We start from the raw sequence: 21449 nt of genomic DNA on the forward strand, positions 1-21449 counted from the left end.
GTCATCACCACCGCACCCGTGATCAGTCGTATTACCGCACCCGTTCGCGCAGGAACTTCCCAATGCGCTCTGTCGCCTCGGCTGCCTCTGGCGTGCCGAGCATCAGCTGGTAGACATGCGGCAGGCCGCAACCGATCTCGAGTTGGACATCCACTCCGGCTTCAGTGGCCGCCTTGGCTAGGCGTTCGGAGTCGCTGAGCAGGAGGTCGGCGGTGCCCACCTGAATGAGTAGCGGCGGAAGGCCGGTCAGTGGCGCGAACAGCGGTGAAGCCAGGGGTGATTTCGGGTCCGCGCCAGCCAAATAGTCCGAGGCGAGTTGCTGCAGCAGGGCTGGAGTAGAGATTGGATCCTCGTCGACGCGCTCGGTCATGGACGTGCCCGAGCTCGTCAGATCCACAGTCGGGGACATCAGCACGGCCGCCGCGGGCAACGCGTCGCCCACGTCACGTATGGCCTCGAGGAGGGCGACAGCGAGACCCCCGCCAGCGGAGTCGCCCGCCACCGCCAGCGAGTGCTCGCTCACGTGCTCATCGGTGCGAAGCCACCGCCATACGGAAACGACGTCATCGATCGCGGCGGGAAAGGGATTTTCGGGCGCCAGCCGGTATTCGGGAAAGAGCACGCGCATCCCACCGGCACGACCCAACCGTGCGGCCAACTCGCCGTCGCTGACCAATGACCCGAACTGGTACCCGCCCCCGTGCAGAAAGTAGAGCACTCGATTGGCGTCCACGCCAGGGGCGTCGAGCCAATAGGCGCTCACCCCACTAGCCGTCACCTGGCTTACGGTCACATCGTCCGGCAGCGGATGTCGCGAATCGGTCGGCAAGAACGCGGCGCGGGCCTGCGTTAGCGTAGCCGGTTGCTGGCTGCCGCCAGCCCGTCGTCGGTGCCACAGCGCGTCTACGGCAATCTGCATCGCCTGGCTCAGCACCTTAGTCGCTCCCGTTAGTGTGGTTCTGCTGCTGCGGTCGGCACGCTGGGAAACACCTCGGCGAGCCGGCGGCTGGCCAGGTCGTACACGAACCCCCTGACCGGCACATCCGACGCGATCCACGGATGCGACCGAACCGTCTGTATCTGCTCTCTCGTGTTCTGCTCGGCATCGGTGAAGCTGTAGTACTTGGCCGGGGCGATCGGCGCCATGCCCGTCTCATCGCGGAGCCGGGCCTCCAGCTCAGCGTCAGTGAACATGGTCATCCCGCAGCCGTTGTGGTTGATGATCATGATCTCGCGGGTGCCGAGAACCCGTGTCGAAATAACGAGGGACCGGATCGAATCGCTGGTGGCTTCGCGCGATCGGGGTCGTAGTCGTTGGCGATGGTTGTGTTCGCGGCGAGTGCGTCGTCGATGATGCTCATGACTTTTCCTCCTGTCGTGGCGGATCTTCGTAGATCCCGTCAGATGATGACAAGTGGGTAGCTGCCGTGCCCAAACTCGACTATAAGTCTTGGATGCTGCGCGCGCATTTTATTTTGCAAGCATCACCAGGGGGCTGCTCTCTCGAGGAATCCAAGTCGATAATGGTGGCGAGGTCGGTGTTACTTCGGAGGCAGTCGCTTTCGCATCGGAAACCTCGAGAAAGGGCGCGCGCCATGGAGTACCTGGTAGACATGGTGACGACTGTCCCGGTTAACACCTCCGAAGACGATGTCGCAGAGATGCGCGCCAGGGAGGCCGCACATTCCAAGGAGTTGGCTGCTGACGGGAATCTGCTTCGGTTGTGGCGACCACCCCTTGCCCCGGGGGAGTGGCGCGCCTGGGGCCTCTTCAGCGCAGACGACGAAGAGCAACTTGAGCGCGTACTTGCATCAATGCCCTTGCGCGCGTGGCGGCACGACACGGTGACGCCTCTGTCTCGGCATCCAAACGACCCCGTCCGATAGCGGTTCTACGGGGCGGCTCATCAAACTCGGTTTACAAGTTGAACTCGGTTTACAAGTTGGCCACTAACTCGTCCACGATCTCTACGGCCGGCTGTCGCCGCTTGGCCAACGCCACGCTCTGACCGGCCCACATTGAGATGGCTTCGATGTCACCGGTGGTTCCGACCATTGGTGCTGCCGGCTCGTACCGGAGGACTTCTTCGCCAGAAGCAAAGCGAGCGATGACGTCCCCCTCTCCTGGCCGAGTCCCCGCTGGTGGTCGACCAGCCGCCTCCCACGCGTCGGCCGTGGAGTTGCGCAGGGAGCGGTTGGGCGCGTCCGGCCATCCGACCTCATAGAGGTCGGCGTACCACCGAGTATCGGTCTCGTCTGCGTTCATCACGCGGCGGCGATACTCCTCATGGATCGGCATCTCCTGGGCCAGGAGGAATCGAGTGCCCAGCCAGGCCGCTTGAGCACCCAACGCGAGCACCGCGGTCACGCCGCGAGCGTCGCCAATCCCACCGGCCGCGATCACCGGAACAGGTTCCACCGCATCCACCACCGCCGGCACCAGAGCGAGCGTCGCAACCTGTCCCCAGACGTGCCCGCCGGCCTCCCAACCCTGTGCCACGACGACATCGACTCCGACCGCGACCGCGCGGCGAGCTTCTTCTGCGCTGCCAACGGTGTGCAGGACGACGCCCTTGGCATCGTGAATCTGTTCCACGTATGTGGACGGATCTCCCCAGAAAAGCGACACGATTCGCACACCAGCCTCAAGGGCTTTGTCGATGCGGCGATGCTGATCGGAATTGAGAACGAAGTTGCCGCCAAAGGGGCGATCGGTGAGCGCGGCAGTCTCACGGACCACATTTTCGACGGGGGTGGACCACGTCAGCGCCAACATGCCGAGCGCGCCGGCGTTCGAGACCGCCGCCGCCAATTCCGGCGCTGCCGACATCGGCGCCTGCACGATGGGCCGTTCAATGCCGAGCAGTTCGCATACCGGCGTTCGCATCGCTACCACCTACTCGTTTGGCCGGCGCAATCCATCCATAAGCAACTCATGGGCCGTACGACGTCGGCATCGACTGCTGTGCACGCTTGTTCCAGCCGTGAAAGCTCGAGTAATCGCCGGCATCCCAAGCCTCGCGCAGACCCGGCTTACTCAGGTCCCAGTCCGGTCGGATCTCACTGGACACGGTGCTCAGATCGCGCCAGAGGTCATAGAAGGACGGGCGCCCCCAGAACCAGTACCCGTTGTAAACACTGTGAACGACCAGACCCGGCTTGAGCACCAGTGTGTGGGGAATCATCGGGTCGTGCTCAGGGTCGGTATATTCCTGGATGTCGAGGTCCTTCTGCACCACCCGATCAGGGTCAGAAAGGAAAGGCCATTGGGCACCGACTGAGGCGCGGAATTCCTGCGTGCTGTGATGATCATCGGTCGAGATCGTGACGATCTGGGTGTAAGCCACAGCGATTTTCGCATAGTTCGCAGCAAGCTCCAGGTGTTGTTGATGCTCTTTCGGGCAGTAGTTGCCCCGCGCCAGCGTGAGGATCAGGGGGTCTTCACCTTGGAGCTCGCTGAGCTTGTGTACCGTGTTGGTGTGATCCGGCAAGGCATAGTCGGGGAATGTTCTGCCGGGTCTGATGTCCGATCGCATGGTAACGGCCTCCTTACTGGTTCCGAGGGTCGTCAGCCGGGTCTACATATTCAAGACCAAGCGGCCCGATGGCCGAGACCTGGGTGACGTATTCACCGGACTTCGCCCAGTGGAAATGTGGGGTGCCGCTGGGGAGCACAATGACGGTGCCCGGCGGGTAGGCGTCTATGGGTTCTTCGTCAAACCGGCTCCCCAGTCCGACGTAGAAGACACCGGAGATGACGGTATAGACCCGGTCTTCCGAATGCTGGTGTGGCATCAGCTTGACTCCTGCGGGCAGCTTCACACGGATGACGTATGGCCCCGGCTCGGAAGGTGCACCAACCACGATTGCCAATCGCGCCGAGGGCGGAAAAGCGGGAAACGGCTTCCAGTCGACATCCTCGGGCAGGACCGATCGAAAAATGGTTTGATCTGGTTGGTGGATCCCCATCGTTGCGGACCTCCCGACTTCGGAGAGGGACTGGCCCATCGCCGGCACTGCTCGCTCATAAGCGCGTACCGCCCGCACTATAACGCGATGAAATAGAACGTGTCAATGGGGAGGTGGTCACTGCGATCGGTGATATCCGCTCTGAATCCGCTTGATATTCGTGGGATCATTCGACCGGACCCTTTCACGTTTGGAGGCCTGATGCGAAGTGACATTTGTGAAGGCGGGACGTTCCCGGACTATGAGCTGGCCGATCAGTCCGGCAGGTTGCGGACTCTGTCCGAGCTCCAGGGTGGGAACCCAATGGTGCTCCATCTGTCTCGAGGCGGCTTCGATCCGAAGGAGCATCAGTTTGTTCGGCAATTGGTCGACGCGTATCCGGAGTTCCGAAATGCATATACGCGACTTGTTCTCATTTCGACCGATAATCAGTTGAACATCAATGAGTTCAGGGACGCCCTGGGGGCGACGTGGCCTTTTCTATCGGACCCCGATCGAGTTGTACAAGGGGACCTTGACATCCAAGAGTTCACAGATGAGCCACACGATCCGATGATTCCGCACACGTTCGTCGTCGAGCCGGGACTCAAGATCTTCAAGATCTATAACGGGTACTGGTATTGGGGCCGGCCCACGATGACGGAGCTGCACCTGGATCTGAGGGCTGTGTTTCAAAAGATCCGGCCGGATTTCGACCTGGGGTCTCCGGGGTTGAAGGAGGCCTGGGAACGAGGAGACCGCGATCAGTTCCTCGTCGACACTCTGGAGGAGCCGATCAGGTACACGGAAGGCAAAAGCATCGGTATCAAACGCTGACCACCCCTGCACGTGTTGCGCGTTGGGGACCTAGCGTCGGATGGCCGCCAGTGGTTAGATCAAGATCCGCGTTCGTCAAGACGTCGGCTGCAGACAGTGCGTCAGAACGGCGTGATATGCAATCTGCGGAGGTACCTGATGACCGAACTTCCACCACCGCCTGACGAAATCGTGCTGGCCCACTTCATCGTCTCGAACGGTGTCGAACGCTCTCGGCGCTTCTACACGGAAGTGCTCGGCGGCAGGGTCGCGTTTTCCGGCTCCGGAGGGTTGACGTACGTCGCATTGTCCAACAGCTGGATCACTATCAACGTCGGTGGAGGCCCGACCGACGACAAGCCCACCGTGACCCTGGCAACGCCCGACGATCCCGACCGGGTCAGCAGCTTCCTCAATATCCGGGTCAAAGACATCCAGGCTGTCTACGCGGAATGGAGCGCGCGCGGTGCTCAATTCCTGACGCCGCCGAAACAGCATGAGTACGAGATCCGCTGCTACATCCGCGACCCTGACGGGCATCTGATCGAAGTGGGCCAGACAACGGACCCGGAGGGGGACTGGACGCCCGTTCGCTGGCCATCGAGCGCGTCCGACGACGACGAGGATCGCCCTCCACTTCAACGCTGAGTTCGCCCTTTGTTCTACTCGGTAGTGTCGTTTTCTTGGCTGCCTTCTCTTGCTTTGCCGCTTGTCTTTTGCCGAGGCGGTAGGTCTCGAGCAGCCGCAGCCAGATTTCGCTCACCGTCGGGTAGGAGGGAACCGCCTCGTGATCTGCGGTCGCCACATGCGCACCCCAGGGCTCGTCGAAGATCTCATCGCCCATCGCCAGGGCGGCGATCACGTCGCCGGCGATGCGCGCTTGATATTTGCCCTGATGTGTCAAGAGTGCGCGATGAGTCACGTCACCGACCGCATACAGCCATTCGAACCCCGGCAGTCGCATCGTGTCGTCGGTGGGCAACCAACCGCCTGGAGTCAGTCCGACTGTCTCGAGACCGATATTGAGCGTGCGCGGCTTGCGCCCGGTCGCGACCAGAATCTCGTCGACAACAATCGGGGCGCCTTCACGGATATCCAGCCGCACGCCCTCGGCCGTGCGCTCAACTCTGGAGACATCCGTATTCAGTAACACGGCAACGCCCCGCTGGCGAAGAGCCTGAGCAATCATTTCGCCCGCAAACGGTTCCATGTTGGTCAGGAGCGCGCCGTGTGCGATGAGCGTCACCGCGCAGCCGAATCCGGAGTACGCGGTTGCCATCTCGGCGCCGACGACACCGCCACCGACGATCGCAAGGCTCTTGGGTACGTCTTTCACGCTAGTTGCTTGCCTGCTCGTCCATGGCGCACTGTCTTGCAGGCCGGGGGTGTCGGGGATGATCGCGTCAGACCCGGTCGCCACCACCACGGCCGCGCGCGCGGTGAGCAATGTGGTCGTCCCTTCGGGCGACGTCACGCTCACCTGCTTTGGGCCGGAAAGCTGACCGTGGCCACGGATCAGTTCAATGCCGCCCCGTGAACCCAATCCACTTGGCTTTGATCGGACCAGTCATGCACCAGGCGGTCACGGCGGCGCAGAACCGCGGCCACATCAAGCGTGCCGGTCACGGCTTGCGCCGCTCCGTCAACGGCTCGCGCCTCGTGGAGGCTCTGCGCCGGCCGAAGCAGAGCCTTCGACGGGATGCACGCCCAGAAAGAGCATTCCCCGCCGACCAGCTGGTGTTCAACTATGGTTGCGGACAAACCGCCCTGCACCGCGCGTTCGGCAACATTTTCTGCGACCGCACCGCCACCGATGATAATTACGTCACGTTCGCTGCGCTGCATGCTGATTCCCTCGCGCCCGCCCCGATTGCAGGTGCGAATCAAACCGGGCTGCACCGGGAGACCTCAGTGCTGGTTGCCGCTGAGCAGTCGAGAGTTTACGACTCACTATTGAGTCGGTCAACGAGGACCAAATAGCAATCAAATCCTTGCGGAATCTTCGTTCGCGGCGCACTTTGTAGTAATGAGCAGTATCCCGGTGGCGCAGCAGGTAACCAGCAGCAAGCGCGATCCGTCGGGAGCTGCGGAGAGCCTGGGCGAAGGTGTGCACCAGAAGGTGGCCGTCATCACCGGTGCCTCCGGTGGAATCGGGGCCGGGTTGGTTGCCAGATACCGCAGCCTCGAGTACCTTGTTGCGGCGACAGCTCGGTCCATCGCCGACTCCGACGATCCCGGCGTGCTTGTCGTGCCCGGCGACGCTGCGGAAGTCGGCGTTGGTGCCCGGGTGATCGACGCGACGCTGGCACGATTCGGCCGGATTGACACACTGATCAATTGCGCCGGAATCTTTATCGGTAAGCCCTTCACGGACTACACCGACGAAGACTTCGAGCGATCACCGGCGTCAACTTGCGCGGATTCTTCGAGTTCTCTCGACGTGCCATTCCTGCAATGCTCGTGCACAATGGCGGCCACATCGTGAACATCTCCACGAGCCTGGTCGATCATGCCCGCTCCGAAAATCCCTCGGCGCTCGCGTCCCTGACAAAAGGCGGACTGAACGCGGTCACCAAGGCGCTGGCAATTGAATATGCATCGCGCGGCATCACGGTCAACACCGTCGCGCTGGGCGTGATACGCACGCCAAAATCCGCCGGAGACCCCGATGACCACGTTGTGGCGTCGCATCCGCTTGGCCGGATCGGGGAAATCGACGACGTGGTCGACGCGATCCTCTATCTGGAAAATGCCTCATTCGTCACAGGAGAAGTCCTGCACGTCGATGGCGGTCAGAGCGCTGGGCACTGACCCGACCCGCAGAAGGAGAACCCGATGAAAAACACAACACAGAATCGTGAACCCACCAACAACCTCTCGCGCCCGAAGGCGGTCAGGTATGGAGCGAATGATCATGCCTGAGTCCGGCTTCACCAAGCGACAACCCCAAGAGTGCGCATACCCCATGAGCACGGCGGACACGTTGCAACGCGTGCCCGGATACCTGACATTCGGAGGCGGATTCGCACCACCGACATTCGCGCCACGGCACCATGACACAATCTCTCGACGATCGCGGTCAGCTTCGTCAGAAACGTCAAAAAAATAGTGGGCCGTCTGCCAAAGGAGTGCGAACCGTGTATCTCAAACTAGAAGTTGTCGTCCTGCCGGTGACCGATGTCGACCGCGCCAAGGATTTCTATCAGAAGCTGGGATTCAGACTGGATGCCGACTTCTCGGAAGGAGATGAGTTTCGAGTCGTGCAACTCACCCCACCGCAGTCCGAAGCTTCGATCATATTCGGATCAGGGGTCACTGACGCCGTGCCGGGCTCGCTGCGGGGATTGCAGCTGACCGTTTACGACATCGAGGAAGCTCGCGAGGTTCTTGCCCAATCCGGGGCCGATATCTCGGAGGTTTTCCACGACGCGGGCGGAGTTTTCCGTCACGCTGGAAGCACGCAGCGGGTGCCCGGGCCCGACCCGCAGCATGCGGACTACGGTTCTTTCGCGGCTTTCAACGATCCTGACGGCAATGAATGGATTCTTCAGGAGATCAGGAATCGGCTGCCGGGCCGATGAATTCTTAAGGCCCGTCGCGGCCAACGGACCGTGTGGGCTTAGATCATCCTCGAAGTCCGACGCGGACGTCACGGCTCCGACACGGACGGCATCCAGTCACCATTTGGGTCGGTGGTTTGTCCGACCTCGATCAGGTACCCGTCGGGATCGCGGATGTAGCAACGGATCTCGTACTGGTGCTGCTTCGGCGGCGTCAGGAATTGAGCGCCGCGCGCGCTCCATTCTGCGTATACGGCGTGGATGTCTTTGACCCGGATATTCAGGAAGCTGCTGACCCGGTCGGGATCGTCCGGCGTCGCCAGGGTCACGGTGGGCTTGTCGTCGGTCGGGCCTCCACCCGCATTGATGACGACGAATCCGTTAGCTAGTGCGACATTGATCGGCCCTTTCGAGAAAACGACCGTTCCGCCGAGCACTTCCGTGTAGAAGCGTCGGGAACGCTCGATGTCATCCGACACGATGAAATGGGTGATCACCATGCCCTCTGTGGGCTGTGAGATCTCGGCCAACTGGCACCTCCACTGGTTGGGGCCCATCCACCGCGTTCGTTGCGACGAGTGCACAACATTCGCCACAAGCCTAGCCATCCTGCAGAGCAGTGGCCGGGGAAATTAGCGCACATCTATGCCGCCGCGACGAGATCCGCCAGCCTGATTGTTCGACAATGTTCAACCCGTCTGGCGCCAATTCGCGCGCCCATCCGCGTTGCTTTGCGTGCGACCCTCGAAAGAATGCCCCTAGTTTGAGGGGCAGGCATGCGCTATGTTCTAAACCACGTGCAGACCCGACTGCCAGCAATCACTAAGTGCATTCAAACGGATTGGATAGGGCATTGTCGGACAGGGCAGCGGGTCACAAATTCAAGCCACCAGTATCGACACGCCTCTTCAGAGCACTGACCGTCACCGCGGTCGCGGCTCTTGTAGGCTCTGGCCTCGCGCTCGCCGGCGGCCGTGCGGCCTCGGCGGCCCCGGCACCTGCACCTGCCCAGGCGCCGGGCACTGGATCAGGGCTCAACCTGCCGCAGCCGGTCACTCACTTCAAGCCCGGCAAATACATCGTGACCCTTGCGCAGGATGCTGCGGCGACCTACACGGGCGACGTTTCAGGGTACGCGGCGACGAAGCCGCAGCCCGGTCACAAACTGGCCCCGCAATCGGCGAAAGTGAAGGCATACTCCGGCTATCTGAAAGGGCAGCAGAAGAAGGTCGCCGACGCCGCTGGGGTGTCGCTCGGCTACACCTACACGGTCGCACTCAACGGGTTCTCGGCCCAGCTGAGTGCAAAGCAGGCCGCGCAACTTGTGGCGACCAAGGGCGTGGTCGCGGTCACCCCGGATGCGATCCAGCACGTGCAGGCAGAATCGGACTACAGCTTCCTCGGCCTCGACGGCAGCTCCGGAGTCTGGGCGGGAGTCGGCGGAACGGACAAGGCCGGGGCCGGCATCGTCGTCGGTGACATCGACACCGGCATCGCGCCGGAGAATCCGTCGTTTGCCGGTGCACCACTGGGTACCACACCGGGCGCGGCCCCCTACCTGGACGGCAGCACCATCACGTTTGCGAAGGCGGACGGCAACACATTCCACGGCGTCTGCCAGACCGGTGAGCAGTTCACGGCGTCCGATTGCAGCACGAAGCTCATCGGCGCGCGGTATTACCTCGACGGCTTCGGCGCGGGCAATATCGGCAACGCATCGACCGGCGAATACGTCTCGCCGCGTGACGGCGACGGCCACGGATCGCACACGGCGAGCACCGCTGCGGGCAACAACGGCGTGCCCGCGTCGATCGCCGGCACGTCCTACGGCGTGATCTCCGGAATGGCGCCAGCCGCGAAGATCGCCGCATACAAAGCCTGCTGGGAAGGTCCCGACCCGACAGTGACAACCGACGACGGATGCGCCACCAGCGACCTGCTCGCCGCCATCAACCAGGCGGTCGCCGACGGCGTCGACGTGATCAACTTCTCGATCGGTGGCGGTGCGGCCACCACGACGGTGTCCCTGACGGATCAGGCATTCCTGGGCGCGGCATCCGCCGGGATCTTCGTCGCTGCAGCTGGCGGAAATGCCGGACCGGGCGCATCGACGCTGGACAATGCGGCACCGTGGGAGACCACGGTCGCGGCCTCAAGCATCCCGAGCTATGAGGCGACGGCGACGCTCGGCAACAGGCAGGCGTACGCCGGGGCATCCATCACGGTGGATACGACGCCAGGAGCGACCCCTCTGACCGGCGACCTCGTGCGGGCGGACCTCGTGGCCAACGCGGGCGTCAGCGACGCCATCCTGTGCGGACCGAATTCGCTCGACCCAACGAAGGTGACGGGCAAGATCGTGTTCTGCCAACGCGGCACCTATGACCGCGTGGCGAAGTCTGCTGAGGTCAAGCGCGCGGGCGGCATCGGCATGCTGCTGGTCAACAAGACGCCCGGCTCGACCGACCTCGACGAGCACTCGGTGCCGACGATCCACCTCGACGCGCAGTTCTACGACCCGTTGAGCACCTACGCCGCGACACCCGGCGCAACGGTGACGTTCACGCCGGGCAATACGACAGGGGTGACGCCGCCGACCCCGCAGGTCGCCGGATTCTCCAGTCGCGGGCCGGTCGAAGCAGATGGCAGCGACATCCTGAAGCCGGACATCGCGGCGCCGGGCGTCGCGATCATCGCCGACGGCGCGAACGCGCAGGGTGCCACGCCGACGTTCCAATTCGAGTCGGGCACGTCGATGGCCACGCCGCACATTGCTGGGCTCGCGGCGCTGTATCTCGGCGTGCATCCGAATGCGACGCCATCCGAGATCAAGAGCGCGATGATGACGACGGCCTACAACACGGTCGACGCATCCGGCGCCCCCGTAACCGACCCATTCACCCAGGGTGCCGGGCACGTCGACCCGACGAAGTACTTCAACCCGGGGCTGCTCTACTTGAGCGGCACGGCGGATTGGTACGCGTACATTCAGGGCATCGGCTATGACGTTGGGGTCGCCCCGATCGACCCGTCGAACCTGAACTTGGCGTCGATTTCGGTCGGTGCGATGACCGCGCCGAAGACCGTCACCCGCACCGTCACGAGCACGCAAGCCGGCACGTTCACGGCCAAGCCGATCTCGATTCCGGGCATCGACGCGGTCGTCTCACCGTCGACGCTGACGTTCGGCGCAGCAGGTGAGTCGCAGAGCTATTCGGTGACGTTCACCAGAACGGATGCTCCGCTCGACTCGTTCGCGACCGGCTCGCTCGACTGGGTGAGCGGTTCGACCATCGTGCACAGTCCGATCGCGGTGCGACCGGTGACGATCGTGGCGCCGGCGGCGGCATCCGGAACCGGACGAGACGGATCGGTCGGCATCACGGTGACGCCGGGCGGCAATGGGCCAATCGCGCTGAAGACCAGCGGGCTGGCCACCGGAGTGACGCTGCCAGACGCCGCGGACAAGCACAGCCCGCACAGCGGGTCGGGCACGCCGGGCGCCGAGTTCAGCTATGAGGTGCAGGTGCCGACCGGTGTGCAGCTGCAACGGTTCGACCTCGTCGCCGTCAACAAGACGGCCGACCTCGACCTGACCGTGTACCTGCTGGACGGGCCGAATGGCAACCCGGTGGCGGGTTGGCAGTCAGCGACGAGCTCGTCCGATGAGCGTGTCGACCTGCCGAACGCGGATGCCGGCTACTACCTGATCTACGTCGACGACTTCAGCGGATCGACCGCGTTCGACATGACCACCTATTCGGTGCTGCCGGGTGCCGGGGTCGGCTCGTTTGCCGTCACGCCTTCGACGCTCGCGGGCGTTCAGGGTATGCCGGTGACGTATCAGGCGTCGTGGACCAAGCTGAAGAAGGATGCGAGGTATCTCGGCCTCGTTGAGTACGGGGACACCGGTCGCACGACCGTCGTGGCGGTGTCGACGGTCGAAGCCCAGCCGAGTGCCCCGGTCAATACGGCAGCTCCGGCGATCAAGGGTATGGCGGTGGTCGGGCAGACGCTGACGGCGTCGCCGGGCAGCTGGACCCCGAACGGGTTGAAGTTCAGCTATCAGTGGCAGGCCAACGGCAAGAACATCGCCAAGGCGACGTCGTCGCGGTACAAGGTGACGTCGGCCGATCAGGGAGCCAGCATCACCGTACTCGTGACGGCGTCGAAGAAGGGGCTGCCGTCTGCATCGGCAGTGTCGCCGGCGGTGGTTGTGAAATACGAGTCGACGGCCACGCTGTCGCTGTCGAAGTCGACGGTGTCCTCCGGGCAGAGCGTCACGGCGACGGTGACGGTGACGAGTAAGGCGGCGACGCCGCCGTCAGGCGCCGTCACGCTCACCGTCGACCGCACGACGATCCGCACGACACTCGACGCGACGGGTACCGCGAAGGTCGCCGTGCCGAAACTGTCGCGCGGCAATCACACGTTGCGCGCGACGTATGCCGGCAATGACACGATCGCAGGCTCGACGTCGAACAGTGAGAGGTTGCAGATCAAGGGGTAGCCGTCGGCTCGCTGGTCGAGTAGCGAGCGTCGGTGGTCGAGTAGCGAGCGCTAGCGAGCGTCGGTGGTCGAGTAGCGAGCGCTAGCGAGCGTATCGAGACCAAGAGACCAAGAGACCAAGAGGCCTCACCACGTGTCGATACGGGTCTCGATACGGCCGCGGGCGGCCTACTCGACCACCGGGTTTGCGACTGGGAGTCGGCCGCGGGCGGCCTACTCGACCACCGGCACCGGCGCACCCGGTGGTCGAGTAGCGAGCGCTAGCGAGCGTATCGAGACCAAGAGACCAAGACACCTCACCACGTGTCGATACGGGTCTCGAGTCGGCCGCGGGCGGCCTAGTCGACCACCGGGTTTGCTACCGCGACTCGCGAGGGTCCACGGGCTTTCAGGGCGATACGAGATACTGGGGGATGCGCCGAATATTCGGGTTCATCCGTCGGTACACGGTCGTCGCCATCACGATCGTTGTCGGCGTCGTCGGCCTTGTTCTGTTCTTCAGTGGCTTGCCGGTGGTGGCGCAGTGGCTGACCACGGCTTACGCGATCGTGATCGCCGCGATGCAGGCGTGGGACATGCTACGCGGCCTGTTCAAGGGCCGGGTCGGCATAGACATCCTCGCGATCATCGCTATCGCGGCTACGCTGGCGGTAGGTGAGTACTGGGCGAGCCTGGTGATCGTACTCATGCTCTCCGGCGGCGAAGCGCTGGAGGACTTCGCAAGCCAGCGCGCTCGCCGCGAGGTCAGCGCTCTGCTGGAGCGCACGCCCGTGCAGGCGCACCGGGTGGCAACGGACGAGTCGATCGTGGACGTTCCGATCGACGAGGTGGCGATCGGCGATGTACTGCTTGTGCGTCCGGCCGAGGTTGTGCCCGTAGATGGGCTCTTGATGACGGAGGCCGCATCCGTCGACGAGTCATCGCTGACCGGCGAGAGCTTGCCGGTCGAGTTGATGCGCGGCGCATCCGTCATGAGCGGGTCGGTCAACGGCCCGAGCGTGTTCACGATGCGGGCGAGCGCGGTCGCGGCCGACAGCCAGTACCAGCGGGTGGTCGCTCTGGTCGGCGCCGCCGCGGAATCGCGAGCGCCGATCGTGCGCCTGGCCGACCGGTTCGCTGTGCCGTTCACGCTCGTCGCGCTCGCGATCGCGGGGCTGGCCTGGTGGCTGAGTGGAGACCCGGTGCGCTTCGCCGAAGTGATGGTGGTCGCCACCCCGTGCCCGTTGCTGATCGCGGCTCCCGTCGCGTTCATCGCCGGAATGAGTCGCAGCGCGAAAGCCGGTGTGATCGTGAAAGGAGGCGGCACGCTCGAGCAGTTGTCGCGCGTGCGCACGGTCGGGTTCGACAAGACCGGCACGTTGACGCACGGCACTCCGGACGTCGTCGACGTGCGCCCCAGCGGCGGATTGGACGCGGGCACAGGCGGTGTCGCTGCCGGGCTGAGGGCCGACGAGCTGCTGAGCCTGGTCGCAAGCGTCGAGCAGTACTCGAGTCACGTGCTTGCGGCGTCGATTCTCGCGACGGCGACGCGGCGTGGGCTCACCATCCATCCGGGAACGGATGCGGCGGAGAGCGCGACCAACGGCGTCGAAGCGACGGTGGAGGGTCGACGAGTCGCGGTCGGCAAGCGCGCATTCATCGCGGGTCTCGGCGCCGTGATCGACTCTCCGCTGCCGGTCGGCGGGCAGCTTGCCGTCTACGTGGCGGTCGACGGGCAGTATGCGGGAGAGGTCATCCTGGCGGACCGGGTGCGTGAGAACGCCGCCGCAACGGTGCAACGGTTGCGTGAACTCGGTGTGCGGGACATCCTGATGCTCACCGGCGATCTGCGTCCTACCGCCGAGCATGTGGCGCAGCAGGTCGGCATCGAGCATGTCGAGGCCGAGTGTCTGCCCGAGGATAAGGTGCGCATCGTCAGCGGGGCGACCGAGCGCCCGGTGATGATGGTCGGTGACGGTGTTAATGATGCGCCGGTACTGGCATCCGCTGACATCGGGGTGGCGATGGGGGCGAGGGGGTCCACGGCTGCGAGCGAGTCGGCGGATGTCGTCATCATGCTCGACGACATCGGCAAGACCGTGCGGGCGGTCGAGATCGGGCGTGCGACGACGCGCGTCGCGCTTGAGAGCATCTGGATCGGCATCGGTTTGAGCATCGGGCTGATGATCGTCGCCACGTTCGGGTTGCTGCCTGCGATCGTCGGGGCCGTGCTGCAAGAGGTCGTGGATCTGGCCACGATTCTGTGGGCGCTGCGGGCGCTTGGTGGACCGGCTGAACGGGCGCTCGTCGGGGCGCGGGCCGTGTCGGCGGGGGCGGCGTCGGGAGAGGCCGGCGCGAGTGGGGTGGCGTCGGGCGCGGCTGGGTCGGGCGCGGCTGGGTCGAGTGGTGTTGGGTCGGGCGGGCCGGCGGTGGGCAGCACGAACGTGTCCTCCGCCAAGCGTCGTTGACCGGCCACTACTGTAGGACGGTGGCCGATCTGACAAGCGGGCTAAGCCCCGACCTGCCGTTTCTGAGCGAGACGAGAACGTCCTATGACACGGTAGCTGCCGACTACGCCGAGCTGCTCGCCGATGAGCTGGCCGCCAAGCCGCTGGATCGGGCGTTGCTGACCGCCTTCGCAGAACTCGTCGGCGCCGGACCCGTCGCGGACCTCGGCTGCGGCCCTGGCCGGATCACTGCTTACCTGCACGGCCTCGGGCTCGACGTGTTCGGCGTGGATCTGTCGCCGGGGATGCTTGCCGAAGCCGGCCGACGGCATCCGGAATTGAGGTTCGAAGAGGGGTCTTTGCTCGCGCTCGATTCTGCGGATGCGTCGCTCGCCGGAATCGTGGCGTGGTACTCCATCATCCACACGCCGCTCGAGCTGCTGCCGAAGGTGTTCGCCGAGTTTCATCGCACGCTCGCGGGCGGCGGGCAGCTGTTGCTCGCGTTCCAGGCGGGGGACGAAATGGTGCGTTTGACACAGGCTTACGGACATGAGGTGGCGCTTGACGCGTACCGGCTGCCGCCCGACGGCATCACCGAGTTGCTGGTGGAAGCCGGGTTCACCGTACACGCGCGCGTGCTGCGTGAACCCGGTGCGGGGGAGAAGACGCCGCAGGCTTACCTCATGGCGCAGAGTTAGGCTGCCGGTTGCGCGGCGGCTGCGCCTCCTTTGTCATCCATCTTTCTGAAGCCGCGAGCGGCTCGAAACCGAATTTGCGGTACAGGCCGTGGGCATCCGCGGTTGCCAGCGTGATGCGTTGCAGGTGGCGGGGTTCGAGCGCGGAGCAGACTCCGTCTATGAGGGCGACGCCGATGCCGGTGCCGCGCACGGAGCTGTCGACGAACACGTCGCAGAGCCAGGCGAACGTCACGCCGTCGGTGACGACGCGGGCGTAGGCGACCTGTTCGCCGGTGCCGGCGCGGAAGATGCCGAAGTTGCGCGAGGCGTCGATCGCGGCATCCTGGATGGTTCGCAGCCTGCCGGCGGCCCAATAGGACTCGGCGGAGAGCCACTGGTGGATGCGTGCGCGATCCATTCGGGTGGCGTCATCGGAGAACTCGAAGCCGGGTGGAACGTGCGAATGCGGTGTCACTCTGGTCGTCACGGGTCGATTCTGGCACGGTGTCGGCGAGGGGGGATCGGTTCAGGGCCGGACCCGGCGGCGAGGAACGCCGTGCCGAAGCACAACTCAGTCCAGGAGGGATCAGTCAGCGTGTCTTGCATGGCCGCGCGGATCGTCTCCCACGGACGGCGCATGATCCACTCATCGAGCGAGGCGGACGTGCGCACCACCGCGACTCCGAGCCGCGACAGCCAGCCAGGCGTGCTGTCCGGGATCTTGAGATCCAGTACTGCCCAGCGACCGCCGCCGGCCAGGGCCGCGGCACCGTGAGCGATGACCTGTGCACACCCGGGCACCTGGGTCAGGGCGTAGGTGGACAGGATCGCGTCGACCTCGGCCGGGAAGCCGAACTCGGCCGCGTCGGCCTGCACGAGACTGACGTTGCTCCAGCCGTTCGCCTTGACCCGGTCCTGGGCGCGCGCGAGCATCGCGTCGGTCAGATCCACGCCGACGATCCGGCCGTCGGGACCGATCGCCTCCTGGACCAGCGGAAAGTTCAAGCCCGTGCCACAGGCGATGTCGACCACCGTGTCACCCGCGCGGAGGCCCAATGCCCGAACAGCACGCAAGCGCTGCGCCCGCTGCGGGTAGCCGGGCGCAGGGTAGAGCCGAGAGGTGACATCGTAATGTTTGGCCTTTTTGCGATAAGTCTCGATCAGGCGCTCCCGGGTGCGGTCGGCCTGGCTCACGGTGGCCCCGAGCCCGCGTGCCGGTCTGCCTGCGGGCTTGACTGCGCGTCTGACTGCGCGTCTGACTGCGCGTCTGACTCGATCGCGGCCTTGATCGCCGCCATCTCGATATTGCTCACGCGCTGAACCTGCCTCTGCAGGGCCCGGCCGGGGATGGCGCGCATGACATTGGCGAGGTCGACCTCCACCCACATCATGGCGTTTGTGTGCTCGTCTGTGTGCTCGTCTGTGTGCGCCTCTGTGCGTGCATCTATGTGCCCGTCTGTGTGCGCCTCGCCCGCTGGCTCGAACTCCATTCCCCAGCGCGCCACGGACGTGCCCATCGTGCCGGCGAACGCCATCGAGTTGGGCGCGTCAACCGCGGTTACCTGCTCACGCCTGCGGTGATTGAATCCCAGGTCCTTCGCCCGTTGCTCCACCCACGCGCCGGGCTGCAGCGTGCCGCCGCCCCGAATCCGGCATTCGAGCACAGTTGGCGCCCACTCCGACCAGCGTGCGACGTCAGCGATATATGCCCACACGTCGCTGACGGCCGCGGCGACTGTGATGCGGCTCTCGGTTCTGATTGTCATAGCGGTTGGCCTTATTGTTGGCTCTGGTTTGGCTCTGGGGTGGTTTTTGGCTTGGCTTTTGGGTTGGCGCTGGGTTGGCTATGCGGTTGGCTCTGGGTTGAGCTCTCGAAGCCCGTTGGGTCCAGTTCTGGGTTCACGAGTTTCGGTTGTCGTAGGGCCTGCAGCCCCGTCCTCCTCAGAGAGTTACACGAATCGGAAGAGCACCTGGTTCAATTCATTTTCCAGTTCAAAGTTTCGCAGCAGCCGCCGCGGCGTGCAACGGGAGAACTTGCCGGGCGGACGGGCTCTCTCTAGCGTGTGCGGCGCCGTGCGTCGCGAGTGTTCCGTGCGTCCTGAATGCATCAGGCCGCGAATGCATCGGGCCGCGAGTGCATCGGGCCGCGTGTCGTCGCCGCTCGTCGTCGCCGCTCCCTGTGCGGCATCCGGGGACCACCTGACTATGGCCAAGGGGGCAGCGAATGAACATGAAGTCGAATAGATATTCTAATCTCAGTCGCATATAAATCAATCCAAATAGAACAGACCACCTAATCTGTGGTACAATGAATTATGGAATTGATCACGGGGCGGATACGAGAAGGCGCACAGCGGGTGTGTTCGTTCTTCACGGTATCCGACGCCTCGGACGCTGGGAGCGTGGCTGGCGCTCCGGCGCCATTGAGTGTGATGGTGGACCGGTTAGACGATGACCGGTTGCAGGCGTTGGTGACGGATGCGGCCGCGCTGCGGTCCGAGGTCGATGCCGTCATCGCGGCCGGTGCCGGGGCGCTCGCGAAACGTTCGGACCGCGTGCTTGGTTACCAGGGTTTGGCCCAACGGACCGGGCACCGCACCCCGGTCGGATTGTTGCAGTCGTTGACCGGGTCCTCCCGCATTGAAGCAGCCCGCCAGGTGCGACTTGGTGAGGCGATGGCCCAGGCTGATGCCGCGACCAGCCTGCTCGACGACGGCGGCAACCTGCGCGACGAGGTCGGCACGAACGGCGAGGATCTGCCAGGTACTCCCGGATCCGATCCAGACGACGATCGGTCCGGCGACGGAGCTGACGCGGGTGCTTCGGGGAATGAGCGGCCAGATGCTGAGGGGCCAGCGGTGCCGTGGTTTGAGCCGGTGACCCGGGCGGTCGCAGAGCATACGCTCACTTCGGAGGCGGCGTCGGCGATTCTGCGCGGCCTCGGCGAGCCGAACGAACACTGTGACGGTGCTGCGCTGCGGACCGCCGCGATCGAGTTGATCGGCGACGCGGCCGGTCTCCATGTGGACGAGTTGACCAAACGCGCCCGCTGGGCCCGTGACCTGGCCGACCCACGCGGGGTCGAGGAACGCTTTGCCGCCCGCTACCAAGAACGCACCTGGCGGTTCGGGTATACCCCGGACGGAGCCAGGACGGCGTGGGTGCGCTTCGATGACGAGTCCGCCGCGTGGGTCGACACGATCGTCGGCGCCGCCTTGCGGCCACGTCGCGGTGGGCCCCGCTTCGTCGCCAAAGACGAAGCCGAACGCGCCCAGAAACTTGCCGAGGATCCGCGCAGCAACGACCAATTGGTTTTCGACGTGCTGATGGATGCGCTGCGCACCGGAGTACAAGCCGACCCGGCCATCGCGTTCGGGTCCCGCCAACCGGGCATCCGCGTCATCATCACCGAAACAGAGCTGAACAAGCACGACGAAGCCGGCGCGCCGACCGGGATCGGCTATTTCGAAGAGACCGGAGAAGCCGTTCCTGCTGCAATCGTCACCCGGCTGATCTGCAACGCAGGCATCCAGCCGATCTTCACCGACGCGTTGGGCACCCCGTTGGACGTCGGACGGGAACAGCGACTGTTCACCACGAAACAGCGCATCGCCCTCGCATTCCGCGATGGCGGCTGCATGTGTCCCGGCTGCGACCGGCCACCTTCTTATACGGAAGCTCATCACATTGACGAGTGGGCCGCCGACCACGGCAAGACTGACCTCGCTCGGGGACTACTTTTGTGCCGGTATCACCATATGTTGATCCATAACAACGGGTGGAAAGTGATCCGCAAGAATATGAGCTATTGGCTGGTGCCACCGCCGGGCATCGATTCAGAACAGACGCAGATCAGACTGCACAGCAAAGCCCCGAAACTCGCGCGAGTCAGCTAACAACGAAGCGTTCAGTGCGTGGTGTGATGCTGGCTCTGGGCTCAGACTGTGCAGCTCAGACTGTGCAGCTCAGACTGTGCAACCCAGGCCATGAAACACAGTCTTTGTGATGCAAGTGGTGCGACACAGGGTGTGGGGTGCGAACCGCACGGCACGGGCTGGCCAGCACAGGCTGTGCGACACTGGGCGTGCGACTCAAGCTGTTTGATAGTCGCAGCGGGACGCGATGTGGAGGCAAAACGATGACGGCAGCGCGAAGGACGGCATCTCCGATGTCGGCAGACCCAAAGTCGGCAGCGCTTGCGACGGCAGCGCTAACGTCGACAAGTGCGCGGCACGCACTGCCCTTGAGCCCGCGGTTCAAGTCGTTCCCAGCGCGATCATGGGGGAGCGACGTCGCATCGTTCCTCGCGAAGGCGCCGACGCTGTCCGAGTTTCAGACTCCGCTCCTCACACTCGAGGCGCCTGCGCTTGCGCACAACACTTCGATCATGTTCGATTGGCTGCGCAAAAACGAACTGCAACTGGCGCCGCACGGCAAAACCACGATGGCTCCCGTGCTCTGGCGTCAACTGCTCGACGCGGGCGCATGGGGCATGACGTTCGCGACAGCATGGCAGGTGCAGGTCGCTCGATCATTCAGCATCGAGCGGATCATGCTGGCGAACGCGCTCGTCGATCCGGTTGCCCTGCGCTGGGTGGCGCTGGAGTTGGAAACGCATCCGGAGTTCGAATTCACGTGCTGGGTCGACAGCGTCGATACGGTCAATCGGATGCTTGCGGCTCGCCCGGTCGGGCAACGCAAGATTGCCGTGATCATCGAATTGGGCGGCCCGAACGGGCGAACTGGCGCGCGCACAGTCGCGGAGGGCGTGCAGATTGCCGAGGCGGTGCGCAATAGCGACCTGCTCGAGGTTGCCGGGGTCGGTGGCTATGAGGGGGCACTTGCGCACGATCGCAGCGCCGCCGGCCTGACGCATGTCGACAACTATCTTGATGAACTCGCCGTGTTGCACACTACGTTGAAGGATGCCGGGCACTACGGCAATCGAACCCCGATCATCACAGCAGGCGGCAGCGCGTATTTCGACCGGGTCGCCGACCGGCTCGGCCCGCTGCGCGACGGCGCAACCATTGTGCTGCGCTCCGGCGCATTCCAGATTCACGACGATGGCTTTTACAGCGGAATCACACCAATGGGCACGCTGGTCGGCAACGAGCCGTTCCGGGCCGGAATGCACGCCTGGGTGCGCGTCGTCTCGCGACCGGAGCCGTTGCTTGCGCTGTTCGATGCGGGCAAACGAGACGTTCCCTACGACGAGGGGATGCCGATTGCCCAACGTGTTCTCGGACTCGATGCCGCGACGAGCAACGCAGTTCTGGCAGGCAGCCGGGTGAGTGCGCTCAACGATCAGCATGGCTTTCTGCGTCTGGCGGAGTTCGCGCAGACGGATGCACTGCACGTGGGGTCGGTGATCAGGCTGGGGTTGTCGCATCCGTGCACAGCTTTCGACAAGTGGCGACTTGTGCCGGTGATCGACGACGCCGAGTCGGATGACCCGCGTATCATCGACGCCGTCGAGACTTACTTCTGACGTGGAGCACACTCGAGAAAGTA

At 64.2% G+C, this 21449-nt stretch carries 18 protein-coding genes and 2 pseudogenes; 10 read left to right on the plus strand and 10 right to left on the minus strand.

The genetic code is table 11. The features are described from left to right. Nucleotides 1–31: 31 nt before the first annotated feature. Nucleotides 32–919, minus strand: a complete 888-nt coding sequence (locus QU604_RS04645; RefSeq protein WP_308467625.1) for an alpha/beta hydrolase — start codon at nucleotides 917–919, stop codon at nucleotides 32–34. A 29-nt stretch (nucleotides 920–948) separates the two neighbouring features. Then, a complete protein-coding gene (locus QU604_RS04650; protein ID WP_308467626.1) occupies nucleotides 949–1200 on the minus strand; it encodes a carbonic anhydrase in 252 nt (83 codons plus the stop codon). A 395-nt stretch (nucleotides 1201–1595) separates the two neighbouring features. Here QU604_RS04650 and QU604_RS22140 point away from each other — a divergent pair, with 395 nt between their 5' ends. Further along, nucleotides 1596–1886: a muconolactone Delta-isomerase family protein gene (locus tag QU604_RS22140; RefSeq protein WP_409349994.1), complete on the plus strand. Its 291-nt coding sequence runs from the start codon at nucleotides 1596–1598 to the stop codon at nucleotides 1884–1886. Between the two features lie 49 nt (nucleotides 1887–1935). Here the strand turns inward: QU604_RS22140 and QU604_RS04655 are convergent, their stop codons facing one another. Genes QU604_RS04655 through QU604_RS04665 form a run of 3 tightly spaced genes read right to left on the minus strand, consistent with a single transcriptional unit; the run spans nucleotide 1936 to nucleotide 3794 of the window. Next, entirely contained in the window at nucleotides 1936–2886 is a 951-nt protein-coding gene (locus QU604_RS04655; RefSeq protein WP_308467627.1) for an NAD(P)H-dependent flavin oxidoreductase, read from the minus strand. Between the two features lie 46 nt (nucleotides 2887–2932). Beyond that, nucleotides 2933–3535 (minus strand): peroxiredoxin family protein, encoded by a 603-nt coding sequence (locus tag QU604_RS04660; protein WP_308467628.1) that lies wholly within the window; start codon nucleotides 3533–3535, stop codon nucleotides 2933–2935. A 13-nt stretch (nucleotides 3536–3548) separates the two neighbouring features. Continuing rightward, nucleotides 3549–3794 (minus strand): cupin domain-containing protein, encoded by a 246-nt coding sequence (locus QU604_RS04665; protein ID WP_308467629.1) that lies wholly within the window; start codon nucleotides 3792–3794, stop codon nucleotides 3549–3551. Between the two features lie 375 nt (nucleotides 3795–4169). Between QU604_RS04665 and QU604_RS04670 the strand changes: the two genes are divergently transcribed. Together QU604_RS04670 and QU604_RS04675 are read left to right on the plus strand one after the other, a co-directional pair. After that, nucleotides 4170–4784 (plus strand): redoxin domain-containing protein, encoded by a 615-nt coding sequence (locus QU604_RS04670; protein ID WP_308467630.1) that lies wholly within the window; start codon nucleotides 4170–4172, stop codon nucleotides 4782–4784. A gap of 138 nt (nucleotides 4785–4922) precedes the next feature. Next, the gene (locus QU604_RS04675) at nucleotides 4923–5411 is read left to right on the plus strand and encodes a VOC family protein (RefSeq protein ID WP_308467631.1); all 489 of its coding nucleotides are present in this window, start codon (nucleotides 4923–4925) and stop codon (nucleotides 5409–5411) included. 127 nt (nucleotides 5412–5538) lie between these two features. Here QU604_RS04675 and QU604_RS22320 read toward each other — a convergent pair. Continuing rightward, nucleotides 5539–6608, minus strand: a pseudogene (locus QU604_RS22320) (dihydrolipoyl dehydrogenase family protein); the annotation flags it as partial. Between the two features lie 181 nt (nucleotides 6609–6789). Between QU604_RS22320 and QU604_RS04690 the strand changes: the two are divergent. Next, a pseudogene (locus QU604_RS04690) lies at nucleotides 6790–7574 on the plus strand (SDR family NAD(P)-dependent oxidoreductase). A 326-nt stretch (nucleotides 7575–7900) separates the two neighbouring features. Further along, on the plus strand, nucleotides 7901–8344 hold the full coding sequence (locus QU604_RS04695) for a VOC family protein (RefSeq protein ID WP_308467633.1): 444 nt from the start codon (nucleotides 7901–7903) through the stop codon (nucleotides 8342–8344). Between the two features lie 68 nt (nucleotides 8345–8412). Here QU604_RS04695 and QU604_RS04700 read toward each other — a convergent pair whose 3' ends face one another. Then, the gene (locus QU604_RS04700; protein WP_308467634.1) at nucleotides 8413–8853 is read right to left on the minus strand and encodes a VOC family protein; all 441 of its coding nucleotides are present in this window, start codon (nucleotides 8851–8853) and stop codon (nucleotides 8413–8415) included. 323 nt (nucleotides 8854–9176) lie between these two features. Here QU604_RS04700 and QU604_RS04705 point away from each other — a divergent pair, with 323 nt between their 5' ends. From QU604_RS04705 to QU604_RS04715, 3 genes are all read left to right on the plus strand, one after another. Beyond that, nucleotides 9177–12833 (plus strand): S8 family serine peptidase, encoded by a 3657-nt coding sequence (locus QU604_RS04705; RefSeq protein ID WP_308467635.1) that lies wholly within the window; start codon nucleotides 9177–9179, stop codon nucleotides 12831–12833. 412 nt (nucleotides 12834–13245) lie between these two features. Beyond that, nucleotides 13246–15279, plus strand: a complete 2034-nt coding sequence (locus tag QU604_RS04710) for a heavy metal translocating P-type ATPase (RefSeq protein ID WP_308467636.1) — start codon at nucleotides 13246–13248, stop codon at nucleotides 15277–15279. Nucleotides 15280–15299: 20 nt separating this feature from the next. Further along, nucleotides 15300–15956, plus strand: a complete 657-nt coding sequence (locus tag QU604_RS04715; RefSeq protein WP_308467637.1) for a class I SAM-dependent DNA methyltransferase — start codon at nucleotides 15300–15302, stop codon at nucleotides 15954–15956. Here the strand turns inward: QU604_RS04715 and QU604_RS04720 are convergent. The 3 genes from QU604_RS04720 to QU604_RS04730 are packed head-to-tail and all read right to left on the minus strand — an operon-like array spanning nucleotide 15940 to nucleotide 17701. Beyond that, on the minus strand, nucleotides 15940–16422 hold the full coding sequence (locus QU604_RS04720; protein WP_308467638.1) for a GNAT family N-acetyltransferase: 483 nt from the start codon (nucleotides 16420–16422) through the stop codon (nucleotides 15940–15942). The genes QU604_RS04715 and QU604_RS04720 overlap by 17 nt on opposite strands. Continuing rightward, the gene (locus QU604_RS04725; RefSeq protein ID WP_308467639.1) at nucleotides 16419–17129 is read right to left on the minus strand and encodes a class I SAM-dependent methyltransferase; all 711 of its coding nucleotides are present in this window, start codon (nucleotides 17127–17129) and stop codon (nucleotides 16419–16421) included. The genes QU604_RS04720 and QU604_RS04725 overlap by 4 nt, the downstream gene beginning before the upstream one ends. Further along, nucleotides 17126–17701 carry an SRPBCC family protein gene (locus tag QU604_RS04730; RefSeq protein WP_308467640.1) on the minus strand — a complete coding sequence of 192 codons (576 nt, stop codon included), beginning with the start codon at nucleotides 17699–17701 and terminating at the stop codon, nucleotides 17126–17128. Before QU604_RS04730 ends, QU604_RS04725 begins: the two co-directional genes overlap by 4 nt. 549 nt (nucleotides 17702–18250) lie before the next feature. Here QU604_RS04730 and QU604_RS04735 point away from each other — a divergent pair. Both QU604_RS04735 and QU604_RS04740 read left to right on the plus strand, forming a co-directional pair. After that, nucleotides 18251–19831, plus strand: a complete 1581-nt coding sequence (locus tag QU604_RS04735; protein WP_308467641.1) for an HNH endonuclease signature motif containing protein — start codon at nucleotides 18251–18253, stop codon at nucleotides 19829–19831. A gap of 272 nt (nucleotides 19832–20103) precedes the next feature. Next, on the plus strand, nucleotides 20104–21426 hold the full coding sequence (locus QU604_RS04740) for a type III PLP-dependent enzyme domain-containing protein (protein WP_308467642.1): 1323 nt from the start codon (nucleotides 20104–20106) through the stop codon (nucleotides 21424–21426). Nucleotides 21427–21449: the final 23 nt, after the last annotated feature.

The sequence above is a fragment of the Rathayibacter sp. SW19 genome (genome assembly GCF_030866825.1).
Taxonomy (GTDB): domain Bacteria; phylum Actinomycetota; class Actinomycetes; order Actinomycetales; family Microbacteriaceae; genus Rathayibacter_A; species Rathayibacter_A soli.